General features: G+C 64.0%; 21 protein-coding genes. 14 read left to right on the plus strand and 7 right to left on the minus strand.

Annotation, left to right across the window (positions count from 1 at the left end):
• Positions 1 to 35 precede the first annotated feature (35 nt).
• Positions 36 to 1,004, minus strand: a complete 969-nt coding sequence (locus A5906_RS16310) for a helix-turn-helix domain-containing protein (protein ID WP_080136398.1) — start codon at positions 1,002 to 1,004, stop codon at positions 36 to 38.
• Positions 1,005 to 1,518: 514 nt separating this feature from the next.
• Between A5906_RS16310 and xoxF5 the strand changes: the two genes are divergently transcribed.
• The 7 genes from xoxF5 to A5906_RS16345 all read left to right on the plus strand — a co-directional run bounded on the left by xoxF5 (position 1,519) and on the right by A5906_RS16345 (position 9,431).
• Entirely contained in the window at positions 1,519 to 3,327 is a 1,809-nt protein-coding gene (gene xoxF5 / locus A5906_RS16315; RefSeq protein ID WP_080136399.1) for a lanthanide-dependent methanol dehydrogenase XoxF5, read from the plus strand.
• A gap of 112 nt (positions 3,328 to 3,439) precedes the next feature.
• A complete protein-coding gene (locus A5906_RS16320) occupies positions 3,440 to 3,931 on the plus strand; it encodes a c-type cytochrome, methanol metabolism-related (protein WP_080136400.1) in 492 nt (163 codons plus the stop codon).
• A gap of 57 nt (positions 3,932 to 3,988) precedes the next feature.
• Positions 3,989 to 5,098, plus strand: coding sequence for an S-(hydroxymethyl)glutathione dehydrogenase/class III alcohol dehydrogenase (locus A5906_RS16325; protein ID WP_080136401.1), 1,110 nt, complete (start codon positions 3,989 to 3,991; stop codon positions 5,096 to 5,098).
• 32 nt (positions 5,099 to 5,130) lie between these two features.
• Positions 5,131 to 5,694 (plus strand): S-(hydroxymethyl)glutathione synthase, encoded by a 564-nt coding sequence (gene gfa / locus A5906_RS16330; RefSeq protein WP_080136402.1) that lies wholly within the window; start codon positions 5,131 to 5,133, stop codon positions 5,692 to 5,694.
• 657 nt (positions 5,695 to 6,351) lie between these two features.
• On the plus strand, positions 6,352 to 6,804 hold the full coding sequence (locus A5906_RS16335) for a (2Fe-2S)-binding protein (protein WP_080136403.1): 453 nt from the start codon (positions 6,352 to 6,354) through the stop codon (positions 6,802 to 6,804).
• A 1-nt stretch (position 6,805) separates the two neighbouring features.
• The gene (locus tag A5906_RS16340; protein ID WP_080136404.1) at positions 6,806 to 9,118 is read left to right on the plus strand and encodes a xanthine dehydrogenase family protein molybdopterin-binding subunit; all 2,313 of its coding nucleotides are present in this window, start codon (positions 6,806 to 6,808) and stop codon (positions 9,116 to 9,118) included.
• 55 nt (positions 9,119 to 9,173) lie between these two features.
• Positions 9,174 to 9,431 carry a hypothetical protein gene (locus A5906_RS16345; protein ID WP_080136405.1) on the plus strand — a complete coding sequence of 86 codons (258 nt, stop codon included), beginning with the start codon at positions 9,174 to 9,176 and terminating at the stop codon, positions 9,429 to 9,431.
• A gap of 166 nt (positions 9,432 to 9,597) precedes the next feature.
• Here the strand turns inward: A5906_RS16345 and A5906_RS16350 are convergent, their stop codons facing one another.
• The 5 genes from A5906_RS16350 to A5906_RS16370 all read right to left on the minus strand — a co-directional run bounded on the left by A5906_RS16350 (position 9,598) and on the right by A5906_RS16370 (position 15,584).
• Positions 9,598 to 11,337 (minus strand): methanol/ethanol family PQQ-dependent dehydrogenase, encoded by a 1,740-nt coding sequence (locus A5906_RS16350; protein ID WP_080136406.1) that lies wholly within the window; start codon positions 11,335 to 11,337, stop codon positions 9,598 to 9,600.
• A 130-nt stretch (positions 11,338 to 11,467) separates the two neighbouring features.
• Positions 11,468 to 12,121: a QcrA and Rieske domain-containing protein gene (locus tag A5906_RS16355; RefSeq protein ID WP_080136407.1), complete on the minus strand. Its 654-nt coding sequence runs from the start codon at positions 12,119 to 12,121 to the stop codon at positions 11,468 to 11,470.
• 247 nt (positions 12,122 to 12,368) lie between these two features.
• On the minus strand, positions 12,369 to 12,833 hold the full coding sequence (locus tag A5906_RS16360; RefSeq protein WP_080136408.1) for a group III truncated hemoglobin: 465 nt from the start codon (positions 12,831 to 12,833) through the stop codon (positions 12,369 to 12,371).
• Positions 12,834 to 12,971: 138 nt separating this feature from the next.
• Complete coding sequence (locus A5906_RS16365) at positions 12,972 to 13,823, minus strand: 3-hydroxybutyryl-CoA dehydrogenase (RefSeq protein WP_080136409.1); 852 nt, start codon at positions 13,821 to 13,823, stop codon at positions 12,972 to 12,974.
• 282 nt (positions 13,824 to 14,105) lie between these two features.
• Entirely contained in the window at positions 14,106 to 15,584 is a 1,479-nt protein-coding gene (locus A5906_RS16370; protein WP_080136560.1) for an FAD-binding oxidoreductase, read from the minus strand.
• A gap of 225 nt (positions 15,585 to 15,809) precedes the next feature.
• On the opposite strand from A5906_RS16370, the gene hisC reads away from it, so the two are divergent.
• Both hisC and A5906_RS16380 read left to right on the plus strand, forming a co-directional pair.
• Positions 15,810 to 16,862: a histidinol-phosphate transaminase gene (gene hisC, locus A5906_RS16375; protein ID WP_080136410.1), complete on the plus strand. Its 1,053-nt coding sequence runs from the start codon at positions 15,810 to 15,812 to the stop codon at positions 16,860 to 16,862.
• Between the two features lie 129 nt (positions 16,863 to 16,991).
• Positions 16,992 to 17,690, plus strand: coding sequence for an ABC transporter permease (locus A5906_RS16380; protein ID WP_080136411.1), 699 nt, complete (start codon positions 16,992 to 16,994; stop codon positions 17,688 to 17,690).
• Here A5906_RS16380 and A5906_RS16385 read toward each other — a convergent pair.
• Positions 17,664 to 18,473, minus strand: a complete 810-nt coding sequence (locus A5906_RS16385) for an ABC transporter substrate-binding protein (protein WP_080136412.1) — start codon at positions 18,471 to 18,473, stop codon at positions 17,664 to 17,666. The genes A5906_RS16380 and A5906_RS16385 overlap by 27 nt on opposite strands.
• Before the next feature lie 166 nt (positions 18,474 to 18,639).
• Between A5906_RS16385 and A5906_RS16390 the strand changes: the two genes are divergently transcribed.
• The 5 genes from A5906_RS16390 to A5906_RS16410 all read left to right on the plus strand — a co-directional run bounded on the left by A5906_RS16390 (position 18,640) and on the right by A5906_RS16410 (position 24,128).
• A complete protein-coding gene (locus A5906_RS16390; RefSeq protein ID WP_080136561.1) occupies positions 18,640 to 18,912 on the plus strand; it encodes a hypothetical protein in 273 nt (90 codons plus the stop codon).
• 60 nt (positions 18,913 to 18,972) lie between these two features.
• On the plus strand, positions 18,973 to 20,424 hold the full coding sequence (locus A5906_RS16395) for a hypothetical protein (protein WP_347337603.1): 1,452 nt from the start codon (positions 18,973 to 18,975) through the stop codon (positions 20,422 to 20,424).
• Between the two features lie 62 nt (positions 20,425 to 20,486).
• Positions 20,487 to 20,771: a Plug domain-containing protein gene (locus A5906_RS16400; protein ID WP_186465168.1), complete on the plus strand. Its 285-nt coding sequence runs from the start codon at positions 20,487 to 20,489 to the stop codon at positions 20,769 to 20,771.
• A gap of 167 nt (positions 20,772 to 20,938) precedes the next feature.
• Entirely contained in the window at positions 20,939 to 21,823 is an 885-nt protein-coding gene (blaBJP, locus tag A5906_RS16405) for a BJP family subclass B3 metallo-beta-lactamase (protein WP_080136414.1), read from the plus strand.
• A gap of 295 nt (positions 21,824 to 22,118) precedes the next feature.
• Positions 22,119 to 24,128 (plus strand): putative bifunctional diguanylate cyclase/phosphodiesterase, encoded by a 2,010-nt coding sequence (locus A5906_RS16410; RefSeq protein WP_080136415.1) that lies wholly within the window; start codon positions 22,119 to 22,121, stop codon positions 24,126 to 24,128.
• Positions 24,129 to 24,133 lie beyond the last annotated feature (5 nt).

Raw genomic sequence — 24,133 nt, forward strand, 5'->3', positions numbered from 1 at the left:
CCGGCAAACAAGGGAGGCCATGCGCCCTTCCCCGCCTAGTGCTCGCCCGAGCTAGCGGCGCCCTGCTGCGCCTTGTGGATCGAGGACGGCACCACGCCGAAATATTTCCGGAACACGCGGCTGAAATGCGATGAGCTGGAGAAGCCCCAGGAGAACGCCACGTCGGTGATGGTCTTGCCGGCGTGGGCCTCGAGCTCCTGGCGGCAGTTCTGCAGGCGCGCCTGCCAGATGTAGTCGCTCACCGTGGTGCCGCGCTCGGAAAACAGCATGTGCAGATAGCGCTTGGAGCAGCCGAGCTCGGCGGAGATCTGGTCGATGCACAAATCCGGATCGCGCAGGTGCTCGCGGATGAAAAACTGGGCACGCACATACATCGCTTCGGGCCCGGCCCGGTCGAACATCGTGTCGGCTTCGCGCAGCGGCAGCAGCAACAGGTCGATCAACGAATCGGCGACGCCGACCGCGCTGTTCGCCGACAGTTTCGCCGCCTCGTCGAAGGTCGCATGGACGAAATCGTGGGCGATCCGTCCCGTCCCCGTCTTCGACGTCAGCTTGCAGGCCGGCATCCGCTGCGACGGGAAGCCGCGGTCGCGCAGCAGCGCCTTCGGCACGATCACCACGTCGTGACGGGTGAAGGCGGGGCTGATGATCGAATGCGGGCAGGAGACGTCATAGGCGATGATGTCACCCGGGTTGAGCTCGATGTGGCGGCCTTCCTGCTCGAAATAGGACACGCCGTAGGTCTGGAAGTGGATCTTGATGTACGGATGTTCATTGGCCTTGGCGCGCGCCAGCGTGTGCGCGATGCGATGCTGGCTGACCTCGATCTGGCAGAGCTTCAGGCGCGAGACCGTGGTGTAGTCGATGCGGCCTTCGAGCGAGGACGCCTCCAGCGGATCGACGTCGAAATACCCGCACAGGCTGGTCAGCCCGTCGATCCAGCTCTGGATCTGCCGCTTCGGCGTCATGCCGGTCGTCGAAAGCGTGTGAATGGTGTCGGACATTAATCCAGCCACTGGTTTGATCCGGAGATCCGACGCGAATCGCGACCAGCGCTGCCGGAGCCCTCAGCCGTGATTGCGTGACGTTTACCTCGATTTTGAGCGGTCTTTTGCAACGAGCGCCATCGTTCCATTGCCACTCTTGAAACTTAATCCTCCGCCTTAGTTGCAGCGCCGTCAAGGGGAACCTGAGCGTTGAAGGCGGCTCAAAAGGCTTACCGAAGCCCCTGAATTCGCTACTGCAAAATCAAAATCTTCGGGTCCGTGCGCTGTCAAGCAAACCGCCTTCTCTCTTGGGCAAGTTTCCCGGGAACGAAGTGGTTAGGGATTGCAGCAGGAACAACAAGAACGGGCCGCTCCTGCACGTGGACCCGTGGCTCTCATCAGGAGGAGGAAACACCACAGCATCGTTTCTGGTCGCAATCGTGACCGCCCTGCACGAGCAGACGCCGGATGAGAAGCCCGGTGATTGAGCAATGCTTCGGAAACAATAAACGAGACCAACGGAGGAATAACTATGCGCAAGGTACTACTGGCGACCTTTCTTGGCTCCGCGGCGGCTCTCGCCGTAGGCGGCGCGTCAGCCAATGACGAGCTGAACAAGATGGCGCAGAACCCGAAAGACTGGGTGATGCCCACGGGCGACTACGCCAATACCCGATATTCCAAGCTGAACCAGATCAACGCCCAGAACGTCGGCAAGCTCCAAGTCGCCTGGACCTTCTCGACCGGCGTGCTGCGCGGCCATGAAGGCGGCCCGCTGATCATCGGCAACATGATGTACGTCCACACGCCGTTCCCCAACAAGGTCTACGCCATTGACCTTTCCAACGAGAACAAGATCGTCTGGAAGTACGAGCCGAAGCAGGATCCCAACGTCATCCCCGTGATGTGCTGCGATACGGTTAACCGCGGCCTCGCCTTCGGCGACGGCAAGATCTTCCTGCATCAGGCCGACACCAGCCTCGTCGCGCTCGACGCCAAGACCGGCCAGGTGGCCTGGACCGCCAAGAATGGCGATCCCGGCAAGGGCGAGACCGGCACCTCGGCCCCAATGGTCGTCAAGGACAAGGTGCTGATCGGCATCTCCGGCGGCGAGTTCGGCGTTCAGGCCCACATGTCCGCCTACGACATCAAGACCGGCAAGCTGGCATGGCGCGGCTATTCGGAAGGACCGGATGATCAGATCCTGGTCGACGCCGAGAAGACCACCGCACTCGGCAAGCCCGTCGGCAAGGACTCGAGCCTCAAGACCTGGCAAGGAGATCAGTGGAAGATCGGCGGCGGCGCCACCTGGGGCTGGATCTCCTACGACCCCGAGCTGAACCTGATCTATTACGGATCGGGCAATCCCTCGACCTGGAATCCGAAGCAGCGTCCCGGCGACAACAAATGGTCGATGACGATCTGGGCACGTAACCCGGACACCGGCGTTGCCAAATGGGTCTATCAGATGACGCCCCACGACGAGTGGGACTATGACGGCGTCAACGAAATGATCCTCTCGGACCAGTCGATCAACGGCCAGGCGCGCAAGCTGCTGACGCATTTCGATCGTAACGGCCTTGGCTATACGCTCGATCGCAGCACCGGCGAGCTCCTGGTCGCCGAGAAGTACGATCCGAAGGTGAACTGGACCTCCGGCGTCGACATGGACAAGAACTCGCCGACCTATGGCCGTCCGAAGGTGGTGGATGCTGCTTCGACCGACAAGGCCGGTGAAGACCACAACGTGAAGGGCATCTGCCCGGCCGCGCTCGGCACCAAGGACGAGCAGCCGGCAGCCTACTCGCCGGACACGCAGCTGTTCTACGTTCCGACCAACCACGTCTGCATGGACTACGAGCCGTTCAAGGTGAGCTACACCGCGGGCCAGCCCTATGTGGGTGCGACGCTCTCGATGTATCCGCCGCAGGGTGAAAGCCACATGGGCAATTTCATCGCCTGGGACGGCAAGACCGGCAAGATCGTCTGGTCGAACAAGGAGCAGTTCTCGGTCTGGTCGGGTGCGCTCGCAACCGCCGGCGGCGTGGTGTTCTACGGCACGCTCGAAGGCTATCTGAAGGCGGTCGACGCCAAGACCGGCAAGGAGCTCTACAAGTTCAAGACTCCTTCCGGCATCATCGGCAACGTCACGACCTATGAGAACGGCGGCAAGCAGTATGTCGCAGTGCTCTCCGGCGTCGGTGGCTGGGCCGGCATTGGTCTGGCCGCAGGCCTGACCGATCCGACCGCCGGTCTCGGCGCAGTCGGCGGCTACGCAGCCCTCAGCAACTACACGGCGCTCGGCGGTACGCTGACCGTGTTCTCGCTGCCGGCGAACTAGCACACCCTTCGTGTCGCTCCGGCGCGTGGATCAAGTCCACGCGCCGGTTCGTCTCCACCGAACGCCTTCCGAGGAAATTCTCTTGCGTAAAATCTGCTTTGTTATTGCTGCGATGATCTTCGTTGGGTCGGGAGGAATTGCGACCGCGGACGGCCCGGGCGACCCGGCCGCCGTGAAGAAAGAAGACGACGGCAAATGGCTCGATAAGGAAGGAAACCCGACTTACAAGATTTCGGCCGACGGCACCGTGGACTGGTTCACCTATTCCGGCTACCGCCGCTATCACTCCGACTGCCACGTCTGCCATGGCCCCGACGGCATGGGATCCACCTACGCACCGGCGCTGAAGGATTCCGTCAAGACCATGAGCTATGGCGATTTCCTCGGCGTGGTCGCCTCCGGCCGCAAGAACATCTCGACCGCGCAGGAAAACGTCATGCCGGCCTTCGGCGACAACCCGAACGTCGCCTGTTACATGGACGATCTGTACGTCTATCTGCGCGCCCGCTCCACCGAAGCCTGGGGCCGGCAGCGTCCGGCCAACAAGGAAGCGAAGACGGAGGCCTACACCAAGGCCGAAGACGCCTGCATGGGCCACAAGTGAACGTTACCAGGACTGCCGAGACTACTTCCTGGCGTCTAAGAATTTGAGGAGCTACCGATGAAGACACGTGCCGCCGTCGCTTTCGAAGCCAAGAAGCCGCTCGAGATCGTCGAAGTCGACCTGGAAGGGCCCAAGGCCGGCGAGGTCCTGGTCGAGATCAAGGCAACAGGCATCTGCCACACCGACGCCTATACGCTCGACGGCTTCGACAGCGAGGGAATCTTCCCGTCGATCCTGGGCCATGAGGGCGCCGGGATCATCCGCGAGATCGGCCCCGGCGTGACCTCGGTGAAGCCGGGCGACCACGTCATCCCGCTCTACACGCCGGAATGCCGGCAATGCAAAAGCTGCCTGAGCCAGAAGACCAATCTCTGCACGGCGATCCGCGCAACGCAGGGCAAGGGCGTGATGCCGGACGGCACCAGCCGCTTCTCCTACAAGGGCAAGCCGATCTACCACTACATGGGCTGCTCGACCTTCTCGAACTTCACCGTGCTGCCGGAGATCGCGGTCGCCAAGATCCGTGAGGACGCGCCGTTCGACAAGAGCTGCTACATCGGCTGCGGCGTCACCACCGGCGTCGGCGCCGTGGTCAACACCGCCAAGGTCGAGCCCGGTTCAAACGTCGTGGTCTTCGGCCTCGGCGGCATCGGATTGAACGTCATCCAGGGCGCCAAGATGGCCGGCGCCGACAAGATCATCGGCGTCGACATCAACGACTCCAAGGAGGATTGGGGCCGCCGGTTCGGCATGACGCATTTCGTCAACCCCAAGAAAGTTACCGGCGACATCGTCCAGCATCTCGTCGGCCTCACTGACGGCGGCGCCGACTACACCTTCGACTGCACCGGCAACACCAGCGTGATGCGCCAGGCGCTGGAAGCCTGCCATCGCGGCTGGGGCACCTCGATCATCATCGGCGTTGCCGAGGCCGGCAAGGAGATCGCCACCCGCCCGTTCCAGCTCGTCACCGGGCGCAACTGGCGCGGCACGGCCTTCGGCGGCGCGCGCGGCCGCACCGACGTGCCGAAGATCGTCGACTGGTACATGAACGGAAAGATCCAGATCGATCCGATGATCACCCACGTGCTCAAGCTCGAAGAGATCAACAAGGGGTTTGACCTCATGCATGAGGGCAAATCCATCCGTTCCGTCGTCGTGTACTAGCCCAAAGACATCACACCCAGGAGGATCGACCCATGACTGTTGCACTCCATCCATCGATCGACAACGGCGTCAAACAGGGTAGCGGCAGCTTTGCCGGCGGCACCCTCGCCTGCAAATGCACGGACCATCAGGTCAAGGTCGGCATCAAGGGCGACGTCGCCCACAACCACGCCTGCGGCTGCACCAAATGCTGGAAGCCGCAGGGCGCGACCTTCTCCGTCGTCGCCGTGGTGCCGCGCCAGAACGTCACGGTGCTCGAGAACGGCGACAAGCTCCAGATTGTCGATCCCTCGGCGGTGATCCAGCGCTATGCCTGCAAGGCCTGCGGTACGCACATGTATGGCCGCATCGAGAACAAGAACCATCCGTTCTACGGCCTCGACTTCATCCACCCCGAGCTGTTCCAGGAGCAGGGTTCGCAAGCGCCGCAATTCGCCGCCTTCGTCTCCTCGGTGATCGAATCCGGCGTGAAGCCGGAGCAGATGGCCGGCATCCGCTCGCGGCTGAAGGAAATCGGGCTCGAGCCCTATGACTGCCTGTCGCCGGCGCTGATGGACGCGATCGCGACGCACGTGGCCAAAGCCAAGGCCGCCTGAACGATGGTTTGAGCAGGCCGCCTCAACCGGCGGCCTGCGCTCTCGCCACGCCCGTCCGATCGCTGGTCCCCCACTCCTCTCCCCAGCGAACCGGACGGGCCTGGCTCCCGGACGATCGCGGCGAAGCCGCCTCCTCGCCTTCGATGGACTGGCGAGAACCGCCGGCTCCCTCAGTCCTGGTCTCTGAATGACTACGCGGTGCCGCGCGCTTCCTGCCTGAAGTCTGCGGCCTTGCGTTTCTCCCTCCCTCGACTGAGGCATCCTGCTTCGTCCGCGCAGTGTTCCTGGCGGACGAAGCCTTTTTCGCTGCACGGCACATTTGTGGACGCGCGACGCACACGGACGTGATGTCGCGCCCTGCTTTTGACAAACCATCGATGCAATCTTTTCCCGGTGAGAACACTCGGCTGTGAACGCCGGGTCGGTGCGATCTCTGCTACGTTCGCGCCGTCACGATGCCGCGCGAAGTTCAAAACAATCAAGAACACGACGGGAGGTATCGAGCACATCCAGACATCGTCATCGGCGTTCCTGCCTCCCTCCGGGATTTGCCCACGCGGGACGACGGCAGGGATGCTGCGAGACAACGCACGGACGACCGCCAACCGAGATCGGCGAATTTGAATTTGGCATGCTTATGAAGAGCGAGGGACGATCATGATCAAGGTGAAGATCAACGGCCAGGAACAGAGCTGGGACGGCGACCCGGATCTCCCGCTACTCTGGTTCCTGCGCGACGAGGCCGGGCTGACCGGTACCAAATACGGCTGCGGCCAGGCCCTGTGCGGCGCCTGCACCGTCATCGTCGACAAGGAGGCCGTGCGTGCCTGCATCACGTCGGTCAACGACGTTGCCGGACGCGAGGTCACCACGATCGAGGGGCTGCATCCGAACGGCGATCATCCCGTGCAGAAGGCCTGGCGCCAGGTCAATGTGCCCCAATGCGGCTTTTGCCAGGCCGGCCAGATCATGCAGGCTGCGGCGCTGCTGATGGACAATCCAAAGCCGTCGCACGACCAGATCCGCGAGGCGATGGCCGGCAACATCTGCCGCTGCGGCTGCTACCAGCGCATCGAGAACGCGGTCCATCTCGCATCGACGGGAGTGTGACATGAATTTCATCGACAATCCCGGCAAGCTCCGTGGCTTCGAAAAGAACATCAAGGTCGAGAAGGTCTCGCGCCGCAGCATCCTGAAGGGACTCGGCATCACCGGCGGCTTCGTGCTCGCCGCCCCGGTCATGTCGCGCCAGGCATTTGCCTATGAGACAGGCGCCGGAAAGATGCCGCACGGTGTCGTGGTCGACCCGCGCGTCTTCGTCGCTATCGCGCCCGATGGCACCGTCAGCATCGTCGCCCACCGTTCCGAAATGGGCACCGGTGTGCGCACCAGCCTGCCGCTGATCGTGGCGGAGGAAATGGAAGCCGACTGGTCAAGGGTCAAGGTGCAGCAGGCCCATGGCGACGAGGTCAAGTTCGGCAACCAGGACACCGACGGCTCGCGCAGCACGCGGCACTATCTGATCCCGATGCGCCAGATCGGCGCCTCCGCCCGCACCATGCTGGAGCAGGCCGCAGCCAAGCGCTGGCGTGTGCCGGCAACCGAGGTCAAGGCCGTCAATCACGAGGTCGTCCACAGCGCCAGCGGTCGCAAACTCGGCTTCGGCGAACTCGCAGCCGATGCCGCCAAGGAATCGGTGCCTGCTATCGAAGGTCTCAAGCTGAAGGATCCCAGGGACTTCCGCTATCTCGGCAAGGGCCAGGTCGGCATCGTCGATCTCCACGATATCACCACCGGCAAGGCCCGTTACGGCGCCGACGTGCGTTTGCCCGGCATGAAATACGCCGTGATCGCGCGCCCGCCGGTGACCGGCGGCAAGCTCACCTCGTTCGATCCGGAATCTGCCTTGAAGGTCCCCGGCGTCGAGAAGGTCATGGAGGTGCGTGGCTGGCCGTGGCCGTCGAAGTTCCAGCCGCTCGGCGGCGTCGCCGTGATCGCGCGCAATACCGGCGCGGCGATCAAGGGCCGGGATGCACTGAAGCTCGTCTGGGATGACGGCCCCAACGGCAAGTACGAGTCGGTCGCCTACCGCAAGGAGCTCGAGGAGGCCTCGCGCAAGCCCGGCCTGGTCCTGCGCCAGGAAGGCGATGCGGACGCCGCCCTGAAGGGCGCCGACAAGGTCATCGTGGGCGAGTACTACGTCCCGCATCTGGCCCATGTCAGCATGGAGACGCCGGTGGCGGTGGCCGATGTCAAGGGCGACAAGGCCGAGATCTGGGCGCCGGTGCAGAGCCCGGGCGGCACGCGCGAGGACGTCGCCAAGACGCTCGGCATTCCGGAAGCGAACGTCACCGTCAACGTGACGCTGCTCGGCGGCGGGTTCGGCCGCAAGTCGAAATGCGACTTTGCGCTCGAAGCCGCGCTCCTGTCGAAGGAGCTCGGCGCGCCGGTGAAGGTGCAGTGGACGCGCGAGGACGACATCCACAACGGCTTCCTGCACACCGTCTCGGTCGAGCGGATCGAGGCCGGTCTCGACAAGAGCGGCAAGGTGATCGCCTGGCGTCACCGTAGCGTGGCCCCCAGCATCGCCTCGACCTTTGCGGCCGGCACGGTGCATCAGGCGCCCTTCGAAATCGGCATGGGCCTCGTCGACATGCCGTTCGAGATCGCCAACATCTCTTGCGAGAATCCGGAAGCGGCCGCGCACACCCGCATCGGCTGGTTCCGCTCGGTCTCGAACATCCCGCGCGCCTTCGCGGTGCAGTCGATGGTCGGCGAGATCGCGCAGGCCACGGGCCGCGACCAGAAGCAGATGCTGCTGGAGTTGATCGGAAGTCCGCGCATCGTCAAGCCGGCGGTGAAGGACCTCTGGAACTACGGCGAGCCCCTTGACAGCTACCCGATCGACACCGCGCGCCTGAGCAAGGTGGTCGAGCTGGTCGCCGAGAAGGGCGAATGGGGACGCCAGGTTCCGAAGGGCCACGGTCTCGGCATCGCCGTGCACCGCAGCTTCGTCAGCTACATCGCGACCATCGTCGAGGTGGCCGTCGATGAGAAGGGCAAGCTGGCCGTGCCGCGGGTCGACACCGCGATCGACTGCGGCACCTATGTCAATCCCGAGCGCATCGCCTCGCAGATCGAGGGCGCGGTGATCATGGGCCTGAGCCTCGCCAAATACGGGGAGATCACGTTCAAGGACGGCAAGGTGCAGCAGAAGAACTTCGACGACTTCCAGGTCGTCAGGATGGACGAATCTCCCATCGTGACCAACGTCTACATCGTGCCACCCGGCCCGGACACGCCGCCAAGCGGCGTCGGCGAACCCGGCGTGCCGCCGTTCGCGCCGGCGCTGATCAACGCCATCTTCGCGGCGACCGGAAAACGCATCCGGAGCTTGCCGATCGGCAAGCAATTGGAGGCGTAGACACGGAACAGAGGCGGCCTTGCGCCGTTTCCATCGATCTGACAGGAGCAGATCGATGACCAACATCTCAAAGGCGCTCGCAGTCTCGCTGTCGGGCGCCTTTCTTTTGACGACCGCCGGCGCCTTCGCCCAGAGCAACACCACGCCCCCGACCACGGCCACGCGCCCCACTGCGCCGGACCAGAACTCGCTGCCCAACGCCAACGCGCCGCCGGCCTCGACGACCCAGACCACCGGGCAGAATAATCCGGACCCGAAGGTTCGCGAGATGAACCAGAAGGAGAAGGACAAGGTGGACCGGCAAGGGAAGTAGGCTGCGCCGGCACCGGGTTTTCCACGCCGCTCGCAAAGCGAATTAAAGCGAATTGATGTGCCTCTCCCCTTGCGGGGGAAGACCGACACAAAAATGCGGCGGACGTTACCGTCCGCCGCATTCGCCACCCCCCTGCTGCTCCGCCTTCGTCGATCCGCCCGCGGAGCTATTTCTTCAGCGCGAACACCCAGATCACGCCGCCCTGCGGCACGTTGGCCTCGATGCCGATGTTGTTGGTCACCAGCGCATCCTGGATTCGTTGCGCGTCAACGCCCCATCCCGACTGGATCGCGACGTACTGGGTGCCGTCGATCTCATAGGACACCGGCATGCCCATGATGCCGGAGTTGGTCTTCTGCTCCCAGAGCACCTCGCCCGTCTTGGCGTTGAAGGCGCGGAAGTTGCGGTCGTTGGTGCCGCCGGCGAAGACGAGATCGCCCGCAGTTGCCGTGACCGATCCGAACAGCTGCGACTTCGGGAAGTTGTGCTGCCACACCTTCTTGCCGGTGACGGGATCCCAGGCCTGCAGCTCGCCAAAATGATCCGCGCCGGGCTTTGTCTTCAGCCCGATGTCTTCGGGCTTGGTACCGAGCCAGAGCTCACCCGGCTTGAGCGCAACCTTCTCGCCAGTGAAGCCGCCGCAGAAGTTCTCGTTGGCGGGTACGTAGACCAGCTTGGTTTTTTCGCTATAGGCCGCCGACGGCCAGTCCTTGCCGCCCCACAGCGATGGGCAGAATTCGACGCGCTTGCCGATGACGGGCTTGTGCGCGGGATCGACGATCGGCTTGCCGCTCTCGGCATCAATGCCCTTCCAGACATCGGTCGAGACGAACGGCCAACCGGCGACGTAATTGATCTTGGTCGGCGTGCGCTCGAGCACCCAGAAGATCGCATCGCGTCCCGGATGGACCAAGCTCTTGATGTTGCGGCCATCGCGTTGCAGGTCGATCAGCATCGGCGCCTCGACCTCGTCCCAATCCCAGGAATCGTTCTGGTGATACTGGTGATAGGTCTTGATCTTGCCGTTGTTCGGATCGAGCGCGAGCACCGACGAGGTGTAGAGATTGTCGCCGGGATGAGTCTCACCGGGCCATGGCGCCGCATTGCCGACGCCCCAATAGATCGTCTTGGTATCCTTGTCGTAATTGCCGGTCATCCAGGCCGAGCCGCCGCCGTTCTTCCAGTCGTCACCCTGCCAGGTGTCGTGACCGGGCTCGCCTTCACCGGGAATAGTATAGGTCCGCCACAGCTCCTTGCCGTCCTTGGCATCATAGGCGGCGACATAGCCGCGCACGCCGAACTCGCCGCCGGAGCCGCCGACGATGACCTTGCCGTCGACGATCAGCGGCATCAGGGTCATGTACTGACCCTTCTTGTAGTCCTGCACTTTGGTATCCCACACCACCTTGCCGGTCTTGGCGTCCAGCGCGACGACGTGATCGTCCGTGGTGGCGAGATAGAGCTTGTCCTCCCAGAGACCGACCCCGCGGCTGGTCGGATGCAGCTGGAACAGATCGTCGGGCAGCTGCCGCTTGTAGCGCCAATATTCGTCGCCGGTCTTCGCGTTCAATGCGATGACCTGCCCCATCGGGGTCGCCACGAACATCACGCCGTTGTTGACGATGGGCGGCGCCTCGTGGCCTTCGACGACGCCGGTGGCAAAGGTCCAGACCGGCGTGAGATTCTTCACGTTCGAGGTGTTGATCTGGTCGAGCGGGCTGTAGCCCTGCCCATCATAGGTCCGCCGGTAGAGCATCCAGTTGCCGGGTTCTGGATTTTCAAGCCGCTGCGCGGTGACCGGCGAATAACTCTCGATCGGGCCGGCCGTCGCGGCGGTCGCGGCAAGACAGGTGAAGGCGACGAAGCCGGACAGGTACCATTGCTTCCTGGTGATCGACGTTTTCATGGACGTTCCCCTTTTCATCCGTTTGAATTCTTGTTGTGAATTCTTGTTGTGGATTGTTGTCGTTCGTCCCGTCGTCCGCCCGTCGGCGGATGCGGCCTCTCGTGACGCGGGCATACCCCGCAGTCGTCCATCATCCCGGCTGCGCGCCACCTACCTTTCCGATGAAGTTGCCGGCGACGCTGAGCGAGCCGTCAGCGAGCGCGAGCGGCAGCGCGGCGAGCCGCCGCGGCGCCGGTCCGAACACGACCTGCGCGCCCGCGCGAGGATCGTATTCGGAGTTGTGGCACATGCACTTGAACACATCCTTGTCGCCGACATCGCTCTTCACCCAGGCGGTGACGGGACAGCCGGCATGCGAGCAGATCGCCGAATAGGCGAGGATGCCATCAACAGCGCGCTCGCGGGTTTTCTCGTCGAGCTCGGCGGGATCGAGGCGAATGATCAGAATCTCGTTGAGCCGGGACGCACTGCGTACCACCGAGGTCTTGGGATCCTTCGGCCAGGCATGCACCGGCGGCCCGCCGGCCGCGAGGTCGGCCAAGGTGACCGGCTTTCCTTCCTGATCGCCTTCAGAGAAAACGAGCAGATCGCCCTTCTGCGGCCGTTCGTCGGAGCCGGGCGCGTCCTCACCCGCGCGCGCCTCTGTGGAACAGCCGAGGCATGCGGTGGTGGCGAGTGCGCCGAGCAGTAGAGTTCGCCGCGTCTGCTCCGTGCCCGCGTCAAGTTCGGGTTCCGCAGCACTCTCGGAGCGTGAAGATGTGGTGTTGAAGGATGCGCGCGCCATGCCTGCTAGCAGGCGCTGGAACTCTGCCGAAAACAAGGCGAAGACTTGGCACCGCAGTGCATCAATATGGCTTTGCTCGCGTTGATTGAACAATAATGAACGCGTTCAAGCGCGTTTTCGCGAATTCTACGTCACACCGCGCGAGCAGCATGATGATTTTGCAGATCAGACCGATAATGTTGGAATTGGTGCAGCGCGTCAGCCCGCAATGCGAGCTGCGCATTTCTCAGGCAAGGCAGTTTGTATTTCACGACCTGAGCACGTGACGCGGCGAAGCGATGCGGCCGGCAACAGTGGCGGACGCCATCTCAAAACTGTCAGCGATGCGACGTGCCTTGTCGATGAAGAGCGCAGCCGCCGCAGGCGGGCATACGTCGCGTGCGGTCTGTTCGAACAGATCGAGCCAGCGATCGAAATGGCCTCCGACCAGGTTCAGCGGCAGATGCGCCCGCATCGGCGAGCCATGATAGCGGCCGCTCATCAGCACGACCGATGACCAGAAATCCCTGAGCTTGGCGAGATGCTCGTCCCAATTCTGCACGATCGCGAACACCGGCCCCAGCAGCGCATCCTCGCGCACGCGCCCGTAGAAGCGGGTGACGAGTTCCCCGATCATCTCCTCGGTGATCCCGGTGCGCTCTATCGCATCCTGGGTCAACAGGTTCCGCCGTGCGGCCGCAGCCTCGCGCTCGGCCTTCAGTCGATCCGACATGTCCTTCGTTATCCGTTCCGTTGTTCCCGCGAGTCGCCCGTCCGTCATTGTCGGGCCAATCGCGCGCGGCGTCTTTGTCGCAGCGCAAATTGCGGGAATCGGGCGGCGGACGCTCATCGCCCGCCGCCGACGCCTTGATCAGGCGTTGTAAGTGTAAAAACCCTGCCCCGTCTTGCGGCCGAGATGGCCGGCATCGACCATCTCTTTCAACAGCGGCGCTGGCCGATATTTGGGGTCGTTGAAGCCTTTGTAAAAGACCTTCATCACCGACAGCATGGTATCGAGCCCGACGAGATCGGCGAGCGCCAGCGGCCCGATCGGGTGGTTGCAGCCGAGTTTCATGCCGGCGTCGATCTCTTCGGCGGTCGCAATGCCTTCCTGGAGCGCGAAGATTGCCTCGTTGATCATCGGGCAGAGGATGCGGTTGACGGCGAAGCCCGGGCTGTTCTTGGCGGTGATCGCCACCTTGCCGACGCGCTGGGCGAAATCCAGCGCCTTGGCATGGGTGTCGTCGGAGGTCTGCAAGCCGCGGATGAGCTCCAGCAGCGCCATCACCGGCACCGGATTGAAGAAGTGCATGCCGATGAAACGGTCGGGACGATCAGTTGCGGCTGCGAGCTTGGTGATCGAGATCGACGAGGTGTTGGTCGCGACCAGCGTGCGCGGCGACAGCGTGGCGCAGAGGTCCTTCAGGATCTTGACCTTGAGCTCCTCGTTCTCGGTCGCGGCCTCGATGACGAGGTCGCAATCCGACAGCTTCGCCCGGTCGGTCGTGCCGGTGATGCGCTTGAGCGTCGCATCGCGGTCGGCCGCCGACATCTTCTCCTTCTTGACCAGACGCTCGAGGCTGCCGCCAACGGTCGAGAGCCCGCGGTTCACCGCCGCATCGGAGATGTCGACCATCACGACCGAAAGCCCGGCCGCCGCGCAGATTTGCGCGATGCCGTTCCCCATGGTCCCTGCCCCGATGATGCCAACGGTATGGATCATGTCTTTATACCCTTCATCCTTGCGGGCCGGCCGTAGCGGCCCGGCCCCTGTGTTCCTGCATTCAGGATCTAGCACCGCCCACCGGCGGCTGCGACCTGATCCTGCCCCTTCCTTAAAGCATCCAGGGCGGGAATAAAGCCGTCCGTCCGCGGCGAAAGGGCAGGATTTGACGCCCTTCGCGCCGGTTTTGCCCGGGTTTTGTGCTGCACGCCGGCCCCCGGGGGGGCGCCAAGGTGCGGGGACACCGGCCCCGCGGAGCCGACCCATGGCGCTGTCCTCGCTTCAGGTGAGACGGAGCACCTTGCCGGGATTCATGATGTTGCAGGGGTCGAGCGCCCGCTTGATTGTGCGCATGATCTCAAGCTCGGTGCTGGAGCGGTAGTGCTGGAGCTCGTCGAGCTTAGCGATGCCGATGCCGTGTTCAGCCGAGATCGAGCCGCCCATGGAGGTGATGAGGTCGTTGACGGCGCGCGTGATCGCCGGGGAATACTGGCTGAGTGTCTCGCCATCCATGCCTTTCGGCCCCATGAACGAGAAGTGCACATTGCCGTCGCCGATGTGGCCGAGCGGATAGGGACGGATCGTCGGCAGGATGTCGAGCGCAGCTTTGAGACCCATGTCGATGAATTCGGGAATCCGGGAGACCGCGACCGACACGTCGTAACTCAGGCCCGGTCCCTCGGCGCGTGAGGCCTCCGCCACGCTCTCGCGGATGCGCCACATGTTGCGCGACTGCGTTTCGGTCTGCGCGATCACCGCATCGAGCACCCGGCCCGCCTCGAGCTGATCGGCCAGGAACTGCTCCATCCTCTCCGACATGCCCGCGCCGCCGTCCTGCCGCGGGCGGGCCGACGACCATTCGAGCAGGAGATACCAATCGGTCTCGGACTTGAGGGGATCCTGCGTGCCGGGAATATGCCGCAGCACCATGTCGGTGCACGCGCGGCTCATCAGCTCGCATGAGCCGACATTGTCGTCGGACGCCGCATGCGCGTCCGACAGGAGCTCGATCGCCGCCCTGGGATCGCGGATCTCGAGCCATGCCGTGCAGACGTCCTTCGGGGCCGGCCAGAGCTTCAGCACCGCCTTGGTGATGATGCCGAGCGTGCCTTCGGCGCCCATGAACAGGTGCTTGAGATCGTAGCCGGTATTGTCCTTCTTGAGCGCACGCAGCCCGTCCCAGACATCGCCGTTGGCCAGAACGACCTCGAGACCCAGCACCAGATTGCGCGCATTGCCGTAGCGCAGCACCTGCACGCCGCCGGCGTTGGTGGAGAGATTGCCCCCGATCATGCACGAGCCCTGCGCACCCAGGCTGAGCGGAAAGAAGCGGTCATGGCGCGCGGCCGTGTCCTGAAGCGTCTGGAGGATGCAGCCCGCCTCTGCTGTCATGGTGTAGCCGATGGGATCGACATTGAGCACGTGGTTCATGCGGCCAAGCGACAGCAGGATGCCGCGATGCGCAGGCCACGGCGTGGCACCGCCCATCAGGCCGGTGTTGCCGCCCTGCGGCACGATGGCAATGCCGTTGTCGTGGCAGAGCCTGACGACGCCGGAGACTTCCGCGGTGCTGGCCGGTCGCACGACCGCCGCAGCCCGCCCTGCGAGTTCGCCGCGCCAATCAGTCACGAACGGCCGTTTGTCGTGTTCGTCCAGGATCAGGCCCTTGTCGCCCACGATGGCCCGCAAGCGGTCGAGAACGGCCGGCGTCACGGGCGCAGTCGGAATGGAGGGGGCGGTGATAAGGGCTGCACCCGGCATGTCTTCCTCTCCTGGCGGCTCTTCTGCGCAGCCCTGGGGCGCGCCGGCCTTCATTGTTGTTTTCAATTCTTGCGTTTGCGCGACGAGGCTAGCATGAAGGCCGCGCTTGGGGGAACGTCGCCGGCCATGAGGTTCGCGCGGATCTGCCGAGGATGCCGAAGGCAAGTGCCCTTCCGCCGAGGCCCCGCATACCCTACTGTATCAGGTCAACCCGGATTGGAGATCATGAGCTGCTTTTGGAGTCCCGTCGTCCACACGCTTTCGCCCTACGTGCCGGGCGAGCAGCCGAAGCAGGACGGCATCGTCAAGCTCAACACCAACGAGAATCCCTATCCGCCCTCGCCGCGCGTGCTGACGGCGATCGCGTCGGCGGCGGAGCGGCTGCGCCTCTATCCTGATCCGCACGCCACGCGCCTGCGTGAGGCGATCGCGACCTATCATGACGTTGCACCCGAGCAGGTGTTCGTCGGCAACGGGTCGGACGAGGTTCTGGCCCACACCTTCCAGGCGCTCCTGAAGCACGAGACGCCGCTTCTGTTCCCTGATGTCACCTACAGCTTCTACCCGGTCTATTGCGGCCTCTACGGCATCGCGTACGAGGAGGTGCCGCTCGATGCCGCGATGAGCATCGAGGCTGCCGACTACAGACGGCCATCGAGCGCAATTCTTCTCTGCAATCCGAACGCGCCCACCGGTATCGCCCTTCCGCGCGAGGCGATCGCCGCGCTGCTTGCGGAGAATCCGGACCGGCTGGTGGTGGTGGACGAGGCCTATGTCGATTTCGGCGCCGAGAGCGCCGTGCCGCTCGTTGCGCGCCACGACAATCTGCTCGTCATCCAGACCTTCTCGAAGTCGCGCTCGCTCGCGGGCCTCAGGGTCGGCTTTGCCATCGGCCAGCGGCCGCTGATCGAGGCGCTCGAACGGGTGAAGGACAGCTTCAACTCCTATCCCGTCGATTGCCTCGCCATCGAGGGCGCCGTCGCCGCCATCGAGGACGAGGCCTGGTTCATCGAGACCCGCGCCCGTATCATCGCAAGCCGGGGCGTACTGGCGCGCGACCTCACACAACTTGGCTTCGAGGTGCTGCCATCGCTTGCGAACTTCGTGTTCGCGCGCCATCGCAGCCGCAGCGGTGCCGATCTCGCGGCCGCGCTACGCCAGCGCGGCGTTCTGGTCCGGCACTTCAAGAAGTCGCGCATCGAGGACTTTCTGCGCATCACGGTCGGAACGGAGGAGCAATGCCGCCGGCTGATTGAGGTGCTGCGCGGGTTGATCTGAGCCAGGGATTGGTGACTCGCCACTTGATCCACACAACGAAATTTGCAGGGACCAGTCCGTGACGCGCATTTGCCGCCTCGACATCGAAGCCCCGAAGGCACGCGCTCGGATATCGAAACTCGGGCGCGGATGAACGATTTTGCGCGATCCATCGGCGCTGCCTTCACGCTGATCGGCGAAGCCGACGCAGAGCTTCTGGGCATCGTCGCATTGTCGGTGCGCGTCAGCCTGACCGCCAGCATCGCCGCGCTTGTCATCGGCGCGCCGTTTGGCGCCTTGCTCGCGATCACGCGTTTCCGCGGGCGGCAAGTCATCATCGTGCTGACCAATGCGCTGCTCGGCCTGCCGCCGGTCGTGGTCGGGCTCGCGCTTTATCTCTTGCTGTCGCGGTCCGGCCCGCTCGGAGCCGCCGGCCTGCTGTTCACGCCCACCGCCATGGTGATCGCGCAGACGCTGCTCGCCACCCCGATCGTAGTGGCGCTGGTGCACCGGCCGGCGAGCCTGCTCTGGGCGGAGTATGGCGATCTGGCGCGGATCGACGGTCTGTCAGCGCTACGCAGCATGGCGCTGCTGTTCGCGCTGGGGCGAACCTCGCTGCTGACCGCCTTTCTCGCGGCGTTCGGGCGCGCCATCGCGGAGGTCGGCGCCATCATCATCGTCGGCGGCAATATCCGCGGCTTCACACGGACCATGACAACCGCGATCGCGCTGGAAACCAGCAAGGGCGACCTGCCGCTGGCGCTGGGTCTCGGCCTGATCCTGCTCGCACTCAGCGTGGCGGTGTCGACCGTGGCGTTTCTGCTAGTTGGCCGCGTTGGGGAAAAATAGCTGCTCGCCGCCGACCTTGTAGCCGGCAATCGCCTGCTGTCCTTTCGGGGACACCAGCCAATCGATGAAGGCCTGTCCGTCCTGCGCCTTCACATTCGGATGCCTGGCCGGATTGACCAGCATGACGCCGTATTGGTTGAAGAGCCGCTTGTCGCCCTCGGTGAGAACGGCGAGCTCGCCGCGATTCCCGAACGACAGCCAGGTGCCGCGGTCCGACAGCAGATAGGCGTTCGAGGATGAGGCCATGTTCAGCGCCGGACCCATGCCCTGGCCGATCTCGCGATACCAGCTATCCTTGCCCGCGCTGGGGTCGACGCCCGCTTCTTTCCACAGCCGCAGCTCGGCGGCGTGGGTGCCGGACTTGTCGCCGCGCGAGATGAACGGTGCCTTTGCCGCCGCGATCTTGCGCAGCGCCTCGGTGACGTCCTTGCTGCCGGCGATTTGCGCCGGATCGCTCTTCGGGCCGATGATGACGAAGTCGTTGTACATCACGTCAAAGCGCTTCACGCCCTGTCCTTCGGACATGAACTTGTCTTCGGCGGTCCTGTCATGAACGAAGACCACATCGGCATCGCCGCGCCGCCCGATGTCCAGCGCCTGGCCGGTGCCGACGGCAACGACCTTCACGTCGATGCCCTCGGCCTGCGAGAACAGCGGCAGCAGATGGCCGAACAAACCCGACTGTTCGGTCGACGTCGTTGACGCTACCGTGATGGTGCGATTCTGCGCGAACGCGATGGTAGACCAGAGCAGAACTGCTCCGATCGCGACTATCCTTTTCATTCCTCGTCCTCACACCAGATACTCGGGAGTTCCAGGCTAACCTTCAGAGGGCACACAGGGAACCCCAACATTCGGCGCAACTCACTTTGCTGCGAAGCGCCATGCCCGAGTTTGGAACGCCCCCTCCGCGCACAGGTTGTCTCCGGCAATGCAGCAGGAGAACGACATGAAGAAGATCATCTTGGCATCGGCGTGCATCATGGCGCTGGCGACCGGCGGCGCATTCGCACAGACACAACCAGCTCCAGGCGCGTCCAATCAGGGCGAGGTCGGCCCCTCGTCGCGAGGTCCCGCCACCAAGGGAATGACGACGGGGCGTTCCTCGAACATGCAGAACGAGGCCGCCGACAGCAAGGGCACACAGTCGCCTTCGGCCGGCGGCAGCAACACCAATAACATGGGCAGCCAGGCCGGCGGTGGCGCAGGCTCCGGGAAGTGATTGCGATATCGCGGGAGGGGATGGATGTCCCCTCCCGCGGCGAGGCAAGATCGATCGGCAGTGTCGCGCTACGCCGCAGAGTCGAATCAGGAGGCTAGCGAGCGACCACGCGCCACGGCGCGCATATGTTCTGCAATTGGTCCCGCCTACATTGACATCGGTGTGACGGCCGGGGCAGTTTTTCGCATTGCTGACGAATCAGCGATTGCCTCACGCCGAGTACCTCTTGGACAACTCCCAGTGCTTTCGAGACTGATATCGTTGCTGCGCCGCATTCCCGCGGTGAAATGGGCGTTCAGCCGGATTCGGCCCTCGCCGCATGGCGGCAGCATCGACGCCGCCCCGATTGCCGCAGACGACCCGCCAGCCCCCATCATTGACGTCGCAGAAGCTACGGCGGCTCCGAGCATCACCATCAGTGCCGATCCACTGCCCGGCGACGCAAGCCTCGCGGTTGCCGCGGACGAAGCCGCGATCGCTGTCGTCGCGGAGAGCGCGTCGGAAGCGACGACTGACCTCAGCGTCACTGACGATTCATCCCGGGAGACGCCGACAGAAGCCGAGCCGGCCGCCGTGGCGCCGGCTGCAATCTCGCCGGTCGACGTCGCGCCCGAGCAGGCCCATGTCCCAGGGCTCATCACCGACAACGATCCGTCGCGGGAAGATTCGGCCGATGTCGTACCCGACGAGGCCGAGCAGACCGTGGTCGCATTTGTCGAGACCGCGTCTGAACCGATCGAAGCCGAGCCGATCATCAGCGACAGCGATCCATCTCCCGAGTTTCCGGCCGGCATCGAGCCCCTCGCCGTCGAGGAGGCCGAGGTCGTGTCTGCCGACGTCGCGATTGCGCCGGTTGATACCCCCGATCTCGTCGTCAACGAGGATCACGCCTCCGTCATCCCCGCGGATGTCGAACCGGCCGTCGCAGATGCATTCTGCGTTGCGCCTGCCGCCAGCGAAGCCCCCGCGGAGGATGCCGCCGACAGCCATAGCGACAGCGCACCCGCCTCCAGCGTCGCGATCGAGATCGAGCCGGCCCCAGCGAACGATCCTGCGCCCGCCGTCGCCGCAATCACAACCGAGTGCTCTTCGGCTGACACGCCCGCCACCGTTACGGACATCGCGCCGGAACCGATCCTGGTGCCTCCCGCCCCGGCGGTCCGCAGCGCACCGAAAGTCCGCGCCAGACCCGTGGAACCGGCCGATCGCGCCGCGCTGATCCGACAGCGCTGGGCGGAAACAGGGATCAGGATGTGGAATCCGCGGCTTCACGGCACCGGCGATGCCACGCTGAACATTCAGGGCAGCATCGAACTGCTGCCGCCCGAGCCCGGCGAGACCATGCCGCGCTACGACAAGCTGGAGTTCAGGATGCTCGGCGGGCAGATCGTCTGCGAGGGCGTCATCGTCGAAGCACCGGTGCAGGCAGGCCATCGCAGCTTCACCCGGCTCGCCGAGAAACCCGACCGGGTCCGCGAGCCCGTGCGGGAACGGCAGGCCGCTCTCGCCTGATCCCTTTCCTGCGAACGATGCGCGCCATATGCTAGGCTGATGCCCCGGATATGGGAGATCGCATGCCCGCGACATCTTTGCGATTGATCGTGATCGCCGCCCTCTGCATCTCGCAAGGCGCATTGGCAGCGTCCAGCAAGCGGCCGCGCCACGTTTCGGCAACGACATCCGCTGCCGATTCCGCAGCGCCCTACAAAGCCGACCGGCTCTCATTCTCGCGTGGCGAGACGATCCTCAATACACCCGGCCAGACCACCGTGCTGACGCGAGAGATCCTCGACGACATGAAGGCGACGAGCCTGCGGGACGCCATGCGTTCGACCGCCGGCGTGACGATCGGGCGATAGGCTCGCGCTCGGCTTTCAGCGGGCGCACCAATATTCCCGGCGGCCCACAAATTTTTGCGGACACAAGGCAGTTGCCCTCGACGCCGGCCACGACGTAACTTGCGCACCGCCCGGGCCACGACGTCCGCGCCCGACCAGAACGACAAGAACACTGTGGGAGGCAGACTATGAGAAGGCTCGCGGCCGCGCTGTGTGCACTGGCCCTGTTCTCAACTGGCGCGCAGGCGCAAACAATCAAGGATTTCCTGGCAATCGCCATGAAGAAATGGACGGCGCCATTCGAACCGTTCCAGCTCATCGGCAACATCTACTATGTCGGAACCGACGGCATTGCCGTCTACGTCATCAAGACCTCACAAGGCCTGATCCTGATGGATACGGCGATGCCGCAATCGACCGGCATGATCAAGGACAACATTGCCAAGCTCGGCTTCAAGGTCGCCGACATCAAGATCATCCTCAACACGCACGCACATCTCGATCACACCGGCGGCTTCGCCGAGATCAAGAAAGAGACCGGAGCGCAGCTCATGGCCGGCGAGCGTGACAAGCCGCTGCTCGAAGGCGGCTATTATCCGGGAGACGAGAAGAACGAGGATCTTGCCTTCCCCGCGGTGAAGGTCGACCGTACCGTCAAGGAAGGCGACAAGGTCACGCTCGGCGACACCACGCTCACCGCGCACGCAACGCCCGGCCATTCGCCGGGCTGCACGAGTTGGGAGATGACCGTCAAGGACGGCAGCCAGGACCGCCAGGTCCTGTTCTTCTGTAGCGGCACGGTTGCGTTGAACCGGCTGGTGGGACAACCGACCCATCCCGGCATCGTCGACGACTACCGTGCGACGTATGCCAAGGTGAAGCCGATGAAGATCGACGTGCTGCTCGGACCTCACCCGGAGGTCTACGGCATGCAAGCCAAGCGCGCGCAGATGAAGGACGGTGCACCGAACCCATTCGTCAAGCCGGACGAACTCGCAACCTACATCACAAGCCTGTCGGAGGATTTCGACAAGCAGCTCGCCAAGCAGACCGCGGCGCTGGAGAAGAAATAGCGGCCCAGCAGGTGCTGCCCGCCTTTCTGCGACCAGGGAGAGGCGGGCAACACCTTGTTCTGACGCGCATGGTTAGCGGAGTGTAGGCACGGCGCTCTACAGCACTTTGCGGTTGATACTGCTCGCTTCCATTGACTCATATCGTTAATGCGACCTCACCGATGCACGCGGTCGGCATTGATGGGGTCGCATGCAACCTGCGCTGGCCTCTGCCTACGGAACCCGTCTAACGCGCCCTTTACCCCCGTTGTGCAAGATCCCCCTCGTTTTGAAGGGATGCGGGGCGCGTATTGCAATGCCTGTCGCCGATTTGAAGTCGCATTTTGCCGCCGCTGTGCGGCTGTTTCGCGTGCCGGCCGACAACCCGGACCTGACGCGCGCGCAGTTCGACGCCTTCTCCAAGCAGGTCCCGCTGCTCTACTTCATCCTCATGAGCAACACGATCGCCGTCGCCTACACCTATGTGAACGTGGCGCCGGACTGGCTGACGATGTTCGTGCCGGGCGTGCTCACGGTGCTGGCGGCCCTGCGCACATTCTGGTGGCTTCGGCAGCGCAATCTCGTGCGCAGCGATGCCGACATCCTGCGCAATCTGCGCGCCACCAACTGGATGACGCTGCCGATCGGCGCCGGCTTCACCGCCTGGTCCTTCACGCTCTTCCCTTACGGCGATCCCTTCGCCAAGAGCCAGGTCGCCTTCTACATGGCCGTCACCGTGATCGGCTGCATCTTCTCGCTGATGCACCTGCGCTCGGCGGCGCTGATCGTGACGCTGGTCGTCGACATGCCCTATGTGCTGTTCTTCTGGGCCACCGGCGAACCGACGCTGAAGGCGATCGCGGTCAACAACCTGCTCGTCTCCGGTGCGATGGTAACGGTGCTGTTCATCTACTATCGCGACTTCGCCGACCTGGTCGCCAGCCGCAAATCGCTGCTGGCACAACAGGCGGCGACACAGGCGTTGTCGGACGAGAATTTCCGCCTCGCCAATCTGGATTCCCTCACCGAGCTGCCGAACCGCCGCCGCTTCTTCGCCGAGCTGTCGAGCGCCTTCACGGATGCCGAGCGCAGGAAAGTTCGCGTCGCGGTCGGAATCATCGATCTCGACGGCTTCAAGCCGATCAACGACAATTACGGCCACTCGGTCGGCGATCGCGTCCTGATCGAGGCCGGACGGCGCATCCGCGAGGTCTGCGAGGGCTTTGGTCCGCAGCGGGTCGAATTCGCCCGACTCGGCGGCGACGAATTCGGCCTTGTCGTATGCGGCGATCCTGATGATGCGGATCTGCTCCGGCTCGGCCAGCGCATCGGCGACCAGGTCAAGCTTCCCTACCAGCTCGACACCACCCATACCGGGCTGTCCTGCTCGATCGGCTTTGCGTCGTTTCCGCAATCGGCAACGACGGCGGAAGCACTCTACGAATGCGCCGATTATTCGCTCTATCACGCCAAGCGCCATGTGCGCGGCCGCACCGTGATCTTCTCGAGCGAGCTCGAAGCCGAGATCCGCAGCCGTGGCGTGATCGAGAACTTGCTGCGCACCGCCGACTTCAGCACCGAGATGGATCTGGTGTTCCAGCCGATCGTGGACGCCATGAGCGAGCACACTGCCAGCTTCGAAGTCCTGGCGCGCTGGCACAGCTCCCGCCTCGGCCTGGTTTCGCCGGCCGACTTCATCCCGGCCGCCGAGCGTATCGGCCTGATCCGGCCGCTGACGCAGGCGCTGCTGGTGCGCGCGCTCGCGACGGCGAGGACCTGGCCCGATCACATCCGCCTGTCGTTCAACCTCTCCGCCCACGACGTCTGCTCGCCCGAAGGCATTCTGCCGCTGATCGCCATCGTCGAGAAGAGCGGGCTGGCGCCGCACCGGATCGATTTCGAGATCACCGAGACCGCCGTCACCTTCGATTTCGTGCGCGCACAGCAATCGATCGCGGCTTTGAAGGCGATGGGCTGCGGCATTTCGCTGGACGATTTCGGCACCGGCTATTCCTCGCTGAGCCACGTGCACCGCCTGCCGCTCGACAAGATCAAGATCGATCGCAGCTTCGTTGCCGACATCAACGAGAACCCCGTGAGCCACAAGATCATCAAGTCGCTCGCCGGCCTATGCGACGACATGGAGATCGCCTGCGTCGTCGAGGGCGTCGAGACCCGCGCCCAGCTCGATAGCCTGCGCCGCCTCGGCTGTGACTACATTCAGGGATATTATTTCGCAAAGCCGATGCCCGGCGCTGCGATCGGCGAGTACCTGGCGCGGGAGCGACAACGCCTCGACGGTTCAGCGGCCAAGGTCGTGGCCTAAAGGCC

It is taken from the genome of Bradyrhizobium sacchari, from assembly GCF_002068095.1.
Classification (GTDB): Bacteria; Pseudomonadota; Alphaproteobacteria; order Rhizobiales; family Xanthobacteraceae; genus Bradyrhizobium; species Bradyrhizobium sacchari.